Origin of the sequence: Mesorhizobium sp. M4A.F.Ca.ET.020.02.1.1 (assembly GCF_004022645.1) — a bacterium.
Classification (GTDB): Bacteria; Pseudomonadota; Alphaproteobacteria; order Rhizobiales; family Rhizobiaceae; genus Mesorhizobium.
Window position 1 is genome coordinate 1 of sequence record NZ_RZOI01000205.1, and the last position, 8,465, is coordinate 8,465.

Annotated in this window: 8 protein-coding genes and 2 pseudogenes; 4 read left to right on the forward strand and 6 right to left on the reverse strand. The window is 64.1% G+C overall.

Going from position 1 to position 8,465, the window contains the following annotated elements; genetic code table 11:
- Positions 1–323: pseudogene (locus EN742_RS15110) on the reverse strand (arginine--tRNA ligase); the annotation flags it as partial.
- A gap of 64 nt (positions 324–387) precedes the next feature.
- Positions 388–1,617: a deoxyguanosinetriphosphate triphosphohydrolase gene (locus EN742_RS15115; RefSeq protein ID WP_126054195.1), complete on the reverse strand. Its 1,230-nt coding sequence runs from the start codon at positions 1,615–1,617 to the stop codon at positions 388–390.
- 70 nt (positions 1,618–1,687) lie between these two features.
- On the opposite strand from EN742_RS15115, the gene erpA reads away from it, so the two are divergent.
- From erpA to EN742_RS15135, 4 genes are all read left to right on the forward strand, one after another.
- On the forward strand, positions 1,688–2,035 hold the full coding sequence (erpA, locus tag EN742_RS15120; protein ID WP_126054194.1) for an iron-sulfur cluster insertion protein ErpA: 348 nt from the start codon (positions 1,688–1,690) through the stop codon (positions 2,033–2,035).
- A gap of 10 nt (positions 2,036–2,045) precedes the next feature.
- The gene (locus tag EN742_RS15125) at positions 2,046–2,450 is read left to right on the forward strand and encodes a VOC family protein (protein WP_126054193.1); all 405 of its coding nucleotides are present in this window, start codon (positions 2,046–2,048) and stop codon (positions 2,448–2,450) included.
- Entirely contained in the window at positions 2,447–3,241 is a 795-nt protein-coding gene (xth, locus tag EN742_RS15130; protein WP_126054192.1) for an exodeoxyribonuclease III, read from the forward strand. Before EN742_RS15125 ends, xth begins: the two co-directional genes overlap by 4 nt.
- A gap of 79 nt (positions 3,242–3,320) precedes the next feature.
- Positions 3,321–3,614, forward strand: coding sequence for a hypothetical protein (locus EN742_RS15135; protein WP_126054191.1), 294 nt, complete (start codon positions 3,321–3,323; stop codon positions 3,612–3,614).
- Between the two features lie 31 nt (positions 3,615–3,645).
- Here the strand turns inward: EN742_RS15135 and EN742_RS15140 are convergent, their stop codons facing one another.
- From EN742_RS15140 to EN742_RS15155, 4 genes and pseudogenes are all read right to left on the reverse strand, one after another.
- Complete coding sequence (locus tag EN742_RS15140; protein WP_126054190.1) at positions 3,646–4,470, reverse strand: tetratricopeptide repeat protein; 825 nt, start codon at positions 4,468–4,470, stop codon at positions 3,646–3,648.
- Positions 4,457–6,181 (reverse strand): dihydroxy-acid dehydratase, encoded by a 1,725-nt coding sequence (gene ilvD, locus EN742_RS15145; protein WP_126054189.1) that lies wholly within the window; start codon positions 6,179–6,181, stop codon positions 4,457–4,459. Before ilvD ends, EN742_RS15140 begins: the two co-directional genes overlap by 14 nt.
- Before the next feature lie 301 nt (positions 6,182–6,482).
- Positions 6,483–7,748: an OmpP1/FadL family transporter gene (locus tag EN742_RS15150; protein ID WP_128332978.1), complete on the reverse strand. Its 1,266-nt coding sequence runs from the start codon at positions 7,746–7,748 to the stop codon at positions 6,483–6,485.
- Positions 7,749–8,108: 360 nt separating this feature from the next.
- Positions 8,109–8,465 (reverse strand): annotated as a pseudogene (locus EN742_RS15155) (valine--tRNA ligase); the annotation flags it as partial.

Sequence of the window (8,465 nt, forward strand, 5' to 3'; positions counted from 1 at the left end):
CCGAGGAGCGCCGCCAGATGCGCCTGCCAGAACCCATCCTGCAGCCTGAGATTGACGAAGCCCGGACCGGCGACGTCGGCCGCCGCGACGTCGGCGTCGCCACGCAGCGCCTCGGCCAGCCTTTCGGCCAACGCGCGCGGGTTCTGCCCGGTCGGCTTGGCCAGCACCATCGCGGCGTTGGTGGCGAGATCGCCATGGCTGGCGTCGCGCGGCGGCTCGACGGCGATGCGCGACAAGTCGAGCAACGCGCCATCCTTGTCTCTCAGATCAAGCGCTTCGACGGCTTTTATGACTCGCGCGTTGAAATCGGCGAATATGTTCATTGGGTCTGGCTCTGGCGGCTGTGCAAGGGAATCCGGCTCGTTGGCCGGCAAAATCGCGTCCGCCCTAGCTCAAATCGGGCGTGTGGTCAAACAAGCGCCGATGTTCCTTCAGCGCATAGGTGTCGGTCATGCCTGCCAGGAAATCCGCCACGGCGCGCGCCTTGATGCGGTCCTGCGCTCTATCGAGTCCTTCGCGCCAGCCGTCCGGCATGGCGCGCGGCGCGGCGAAATAGAAGTCGAACAGGTCGCGCACGATCCGTTCGGCATCGGCCCGCACCCGCATGACCTCGCTGTGCCGGTAAAGGTGCTTGTAGAGAAAGGCTTTCAACTCCTTCTCGGTCGCGGCCATGCCGGCCGAGAAGGTCACCATCGTCTCGCCCGCCGCCCGCACCGCGTCGGCGCTCTCGGGCTTTAGCCGCTCGAGGTTGGCGTGGGTGGAGGCAATCACGTCCTCGACCATCATAGTGATCTGCCGCCGCATCAGCTCGTGGCCGGTGCGCACCGGATCGAGCGCCGGGTAGCGCGCTCGTACGCTCGCCAGGATCGAGCCCGGCAAGGTGACGTCCTCCAGCATGTCGAGCGTCAGGAAGCCCGACCGCAGACCGTCGTCGATGTCATGGGTGTTGTAGGCGATGTCGTCGGCGATCGCCGCGCATTGCGCCTCGATGCCGGCGAACCGGTCGAGCTCGAGATCGTGCAATTGCGAATAGTCACGGATCGCCTGCGGCACCGGGCCCTTCAGCCCCTGCCCTTTGGCATTCGTCAATGGCCCGTTGTGCTTGACCAGCCCCTCCAGCGTCTCCCAGGTGAGGTTCAGACCGTCGAACTCGGCATAGCGCCGCTCCAGCCGCGTCACCACGCGCAGCGACTGCGCATTGTGGTCGAAGCCGCCCCAGGCGGCCATCTTCTCGTTCAACGCCTCCTCGCCGGTATGGCCGAACGGCGTATGGCCAAAATCATGCACCAGCGCCACCGCCTCCGCCAGATCCTCGTCGCCGCGCAGCGCCCGCGCCAGCGCGCGTGCGATCTGCGCCACTTCGATCGAATGCGTCAGCCTCGTGCGGTAGTGGTCGCCCTCATGCGCGACGAACACCTGCGTCTTGTGCTTCAGGCGGCGGAAGGCGGTCGAATGGATGATGCGGTCGCGATCGCGCTGGAACGGCGTGCGGGTCGGGCTTTCGGCCTCCTCGAACAGGCGGCCGCGCGAGCGCGCGGGATCGCTGGCATAGGCGGCGCGCGGCCGGTAGCCGAACCCTATGTCGCCGAGAGCATCCTTGCCCTGCCGCACGTCCATTCACCCACCAGTTGACTTGGCCCCGCCCGCTTCATACCTATCATATGAAACCGAAAGCAAGGTGACGCCGATGGGCGCGGATGCCAAGACTGCCATGAAGGTCGAGATGACCGACGCCGCCGCCAAGCGGATCGCCAGGATCGTTTCCGGCGAGCCGGGCAAGACGGCGCTGCGCGTCTCGGTCGAAGGCGGCGGCTGCTCCGGCTTTTCCTACAAGTTCGACCTCGTCGACACGCGCAACGACGACGACGTCGCCATCGAGAAGGACGGCGCCACCGTGCTGATCGACGACCTGTCGCTGGTCTATATGGGCGGCTCGGTGATCGACTTCGTCGACGACCTGATGGGCCAGTCGTTCCAGATCAGGAACCCCAATGCCGTCGCCTCCTGCGGCTGCGGCACCAGTTTCTCTGTTTAGCAGAAATCGGATGCCTGCGATCGGCGCGGTCCGTCAGGTCGCGCTCTCGGCCGGCCGCGATCTCGACATCACGCTCGCCTTCTGGCGTGACGTGCTCGGCATGGGCGTGCATGCGCGCTACGATCCGCCGGGCATCGCCTTCATCATGGCCGGCGACGTGCGCCTGTTCTTCACCGATGGCGTGCCGGCGGGCATCGTCTATCTCGACATTACCGGCCTCGAAGCCTTCCATGCGCAGGCGAAGGCCGCGGGCATTCCCTTCACCGCGCCGCCGGCACTCGTCCATCGCGACACCGAGGGCCAGTTCGGTCCGGCGGGGGAAAGCGAGTGGATGGCCTTCCTAAAGGACCCGGCAGGCAATACGATCGGCCTCGTCGAACGCCTCCCGTCCGAAGATCCCAAGGGCAATCCATGAAAATCGTCACCTGGAACATCAACGGCGTGCGCGCCCGCATCGGCAACCTCACCCACTGGCTGACCGAAAGCGCGCCCGACATCGTCTGCCTGCAGGAGATCAAATCGGTCGACGAACAGTTCCCGCGCGCCGAGGTCGAGGCGCTCGGCTACAATGTCGAGACCCATGGCCAGAAGGGCTTCAACGGCGTCGCCCTCCTGTCGAAGCTGCGCTTCGACGAAGTTATCAAGGGCCTGCCCGGCGATGACGAGGACGAGCAGGCGCGCTTCATCGAGGGCGTGTTCTCGACCGACAGGGGCGCGCTGCGTGTCGCCTCGCTCTATCTGCCGAACGGCAATCCGATCGACGACGAGAAGAAGTTCTCCTACAAGCTGTCCTGGATGGCGCGGCTGGAGAGGTGGGCGCAGGAGCGGCTGCGGCTCGAGGAGGCGCTGGTGCTGGCCGGCGACTACAATGTCATCCCCGAAGCCGCCGACGCCCGGTTCCCGGACAACTGGCTGGGCGACGCGCTGTTCCAGCCGCAGACGCGGCAGGCCTTCCGTCGGCTGAAGAACCTCGGCTTCACCGAAGCAGTGCGCGCCGTCACCGATTCGTCCGATGTCTACACGTTCTGGGACTATCAGGCCGGCGCCTGGCAGAAGAACAACGGCATCCGCATCGACCACCTGCTTTTGTCGCCCGAAGCCGCCAACCGTTTTTCCTCGGCCTCGGTCGAAAAGCATGTCCGCGCCTGGGAGAAGCCATCCGACCACGTGCCGGTGGCGATCGAACTGGCGCTGCAGCCCGCCTGACGGCTACTCACGCAAATCTCCGCAAAACCCTGATATCGCCACAAATTGCGCGTTTGATGCGACTTGCTGCGGGGGTTCGATGGCGATCCGGTTTGTTCTTTGCTCGGCTGGTCTTGTGTTGGCGTTGATCGCGCCGGCACCGGTGCTTGCCGCCCAGGCATGCCTTGCCAACGGCAAATCGTTCAAGATTGGTGAGACCGCCTGCCTGACGATTGCCGGCGAAAGCCACCTCGCCCGCTGCGACATGGTTCTCAACAACACCTCGTGGACCAAGATCCATGACGACTGCCGGGGCACGACCCCGCCGGTCATGACCACGCCGATCTCGACGCCTGCGCCAAGCATGGTGCCGACGGAACCGACCGAGAACTGATTTACCTGGGGTGACTTGGCAGCGGCGCGGCTTACTGGTCGCCGCCGCCCTTCGTCAGGATGTCGTCGGCCAGGGAGATGGCCGTGCGGCGGTCGGCTTCGCCGGCGGCGGCGAAGGCCTCTTCCTGCATGCTGCGGATCCACGGCTGGTCGGCCGGTGCGGCACGCTCGAGTGCGGCCGTCATCATCGCCAGGCCGCGCACCACCTTGCCGCTCTGGAACAGGAGGTTGCCGAGCGTCGCCTGCGCGCCGGCATGGCCCTTCTCGGCCGCCAGTTGGAGCCAGCGCCCGGCCTGCTTGACGCTTGCCTTGACGCCGCCCTCGCCCTTCAGGAACATCTGCCCGATCTCGAATTGGGCGTTCGGATTGCGGTAGTTGGCGGCCGCGCGCATGTAGTATTCCTGCGCCGCGACCTCGTTCTCCGTGACGGGGCTGCCGGGTATGCCCTTGCGCAGATAGTCGCCGAGCGCCACCAGCGCGTCGGAGACATAGCTCTCCTCCGGCGAACCCGGCTCGACATCCTGGTCGACGATCTCCGAGAAGAACTTGAAGGCCGCATAGTCGTCGCGTGCCACGCCGTCGCCTTCGGCATACATGCGCGCAAGCTTCCAGGTGGCGCCAATCTGGCCGTTCTCGGCGGCGTATTTATAAGCCTCGACCGCCTGGTCCTTGTGGCCGTTCTTGTAGGCGGAAAAGCCGAACTGGAACACCGCCCACGGGCTGGACTGCGGCTTCACGCCGGTCTTGTCGTCGAATACCTTGTCGTCGAAGGCCATGGCTTGGCCCACGGCGCCCAAGGTCGCCACAGCGACCAGTGCCGAAAAGACAGACGACCTCAACACCTCAGATATCCGCATAGCAATGTGTTTCTTTCGCACCGCCCGGGTGGGTCACCGCGCCGTCGCGGGCCGATCCGACCGTCTGCGCATATTTCCAGATCGCGCCCGACTGATAGTCGGTCTTGCGCGCCTTCCACGTCTTCTTCCTCGCCGCCAGCTCGGCGTCGGACAGCGCCACCTCGATCGTGCCGTTGACCGCATCGATCGAGATCACGTCACCGTCCCTGATGAGCCCGATCGGACCGCCGATAGCCGCCTCCGGCCCGACATGGCCGATGCAGAAGCCGCGCGTCGCGCCCGAGAACCGTCCGTCGGTGATCAGCGCCACCTTGCCGCCCATGCCCTGACCGTAGAGAGCCGCCGTCGTCGACAGCATTTCCCGCATGCCCGGACCGCCGCGCGGACCCTCGTAGCGGATGACGAGAACCTCGCCTTCCTTGTAGTTGCGCTGCGTGACCGCTTCGAAGCACTCCTCTTCCGAATCGAAGCAACGCGCCGGACCCGAGAATTTCAGTTCCGACATGCCCGCGACCTTCACGATCGCGCCTTCGGGGGCAAGGTTGCCCTTCAGGCCCACGACACCGCCTGTCTTGGTGATTGGCCGGTTGGCGGGACGGACCACATCCTGGCTGTCATTCCAGGCAACATGCTGCATGTTTTCGGCCAAAGTACGGCCGGTCACGGTCATGCAATCGCCATGCAGGTAACCATGGTCGAGCAGTGTCTTCATCAACAGCGGAATGCCGCCGGCCTCGAACATGTCCTTGGCGACATATTTGCCGCCGGGCTTGAGATCGGCGATGTAAGGTGTCTTCTCGAAGATCGCGGCGACGTCGAAGAGGTCGAACTTGATCCCGGCCTCATGCGCGATCGCCGGCAGGTGCAGCGCGGCATTGGTCGAGCCGCCGGTGGCGGACACGACGGTCGCGGCGTTCTCCAGCGACTTCAGCGTGATGATGTCGCGTGGCCGGATGTTCTTCGCGATCAGCTCCATAACCTTTTCGCCGGAGGCGTAGTTGAAGCGGTCGCGCATCTCGTAGGGTGCCGGCGCGCCGCAGGAATAGGGCAGCGCCAGGCCGATCGCCTCGGCGACGGTGGCCATCGTGTTGGCGGTGAACTGGGCGCCGCACGAGCCGGCCGACGGACAGGCTGCCTGTTCGATCTCGAGCAGTTCGGCGTCGCTGATCGTGCCGACCGAATGCTGGCCGACCGCCTCGAACACGTCTTGCACGGTGATCTGCCGGCCGCGATAGCTGCCGGGAAGGATCGAGCCGCCATAGATGAAGATCGATGGCACGTTGAGGCGCACCATGGCCATCATCATGCCGGGCAGCGACTTGTCGCAACCGGCAAGACCGACCAGCGCGTCGTAGCAATGGCCGCGCATGGTCAGCTCGACGGAATCGGCGATCACCTCGCGCGACACAAGCGACGATTTCATGCCCTGGTGGCCCATGGCGATGCCGTCGGTGACGGTGATGGTGCAGAACTCGCGCGGTGTGCCGTTGGCGGCGGCGACGCCTTTCTTGACCACCTGCGCCTGACGCATCAGCGAGATGTTGCAGGGTGCCGCCTCGTTCCAGCAGCTGGCGACGCCGACCAGCGGCTGCGCGATCTCGGCCGCCGACAATCCCATGGCGTAGAGGTACGAGCGATGCGGCGCGCGCGCCGGACCCACGGTCACGTAGCGGCTGGGCAGCTTGGCCTTGGAGATAACTCTGGCGTCCATACTCGTCCTTGCCGCGGGCGGTGCGGCCTGCCCCATCGCCGAGCCTTTTGGCGCGTGTCCCGAGACCATTTCGAGGTGCGCCGGGTTTATGGCGGGAAATGGGCAATCCCCCTGGCCGGAACTGTAGCGCTGGGGTTGTTCATAAAGTGTTGCTAAAACGTCACAATTGTGAGGGGCGCGGGATGTGCGGCGAATCTGCACCGCGGCGAGATTGGTGCGGCTACGGCGACGCCCGCACGCCTGACGGCACCAACGAAAAAGGCCGGGCAATGCCCGGCCTTTTGTGTTCAGTTTGAAGGGCTTACCACTTCACCTTAAACGAGGTGGAGACGGCGGAAACAAGGTCGTTGCCGAAGTCGGCGGTATAGTCGGTGCCGTAGGTGACGCCGTCGCTGCCGACGACAGGATGTATCGACCCGCTGGTGAGCACGCCCAGCGCGCCACCGAAACGGAGCTCGATGTTCTGGGTCGGCGTGTACGCCACGCCGCCGCTGATGGTCCAGGTGTCGGTCTGGGCGCTGAGGCCGGTGGTGGTACCACGATCCCAGGTAAGAACTGCCGCACCGCTCCACTGATCGTTGAACTTGTGGCCGATGCCGCCGGAGACAGTCCATCCGTCCCTGTAGAGCAGATCCAATGACGTCGCGCGAACCACGCTGGTGGTGGTGCAGGCAAACACGCCCTTCGTCGCAGTCGGGCAGAACGGAATGCTCTGCAATTGGCTCCAGTTCATCCACTTGATGGAGCCGAAGGCCAGCCATCCTGGCGCGATACCAGACTGCAGCTTCAGTTCCACCGAGTCCGGCACTTCAGAGGAGCCATAGACATTGGTTACGGTACCTAGCAGCGGATTTGTCGGATCGATGATGCTGGAAACCTGGGTCAGGTCGAGCGTTCCGGCGAGGTTGTCGAGCTTCACCGCCGAATTGTAGACCAGGCTGGCGCGCAGAGCGATTTCCGGAATCTCATAGGCGACACCGGCACGCCATCCCCAGCCATCTCCCTCGAGATCGAGGCGTCCTATGCCCGTGCCCAAGAATGCCGGGAGAGGAGCAACCAACTGCTCCTTGAAGCCCGAAACATCCTCGTGAAATACGCCGCCAAGAACCCGAAACTGACCTTTGCCAAGGTCCATCTTGTACGAGCAGGTTGCGCCCAGCGCTTCGCTCTTTACCTTGGTTATGATATTGCCGTTCGCACCGGCCCAATTGGCGCCGGGATTGCTGAACGCTCCGATCGGTTGGCCGTAGTCGCCGAGGCAATCGACAGGGCCCATGCCGATCTTGATGCCGGCACTTGGCACCCAGTAGCTTTCGGTATCGCGGGCGGAGTTGGATGCGCCCAACAAATTAAGCGGCCCATTTGTCGGGTCGATGTCCACCACGTTCTTCAGGTCTCGTTGCGGCATCACATAGGTGGCGGAAGCCTCGCCGGTGACCTGCGCTGGATCGAACAGCAGGTCGATGTCGTAACCGCCGCGTTCCAGGCCGCCGGCATGCGCGGAACCGATCGCGGCCAGCGAAAAGCACCCCGCCCCCAGCAGTGCTTTCAAACGCAAATTGTTCATGGATATCCTCCCCGAAATACTAGTGGATCAAGCTAGAACCAATTCGGGTTAACGGCGCAACAATGAATTCAGGAGGCGTACATGTACACCTTGGCCGGCTTCCTTTCGGGCCTATCGGCCTATGCCGCCGCCTAGCCGAAAAATGGCTTTGCCGGGGCAACTCGGCGGAAAAAATCTGTGAAACCTGTCACAAAAAGCTCAAAAACAAGGCCTTTCGGGGCTATTTGGCCCCATTGTTACATTATGGCAACAATGGGGCTAAAACTTTCCGTTTACGTCAAAATTAACGCAACGGCATGGCCGTTTTCGAGGCAATTAACCTACCGGAAACCTGCCTGCTAGTAGAGGCGAATCTTGACTTCAGCCGGCGTCGCGCACCCGGGTCAACGCCACCGAAAGCTTCTCTTGCGCCTCGCGGTATTCGTCGAGTTTTTCACGCTCGGCCTCGACCACTTCTTCCGGCGCGTTGGCGACGAATTTCTCGTTCGACAGCTTCTTGTGCAGGCGGGCGATCTCCTCGGTCACCTTGGCCAGTTCCTTCTGCAGCCGCGCCGCTTCCGCCGCGAGGTCGATCAGGCTGCCGAGCGGCAGGCACACCGTCGCCTCGTTGAGCACCATCTGCGCCGAGCCCTTCGGCGGCGCGTCGACCAGCGCGATGTCGCCGACGCGCGCCAGCCGCTTGATGGCCTGGGCGTGGCGCTCCAGCCGCTCTTGCGT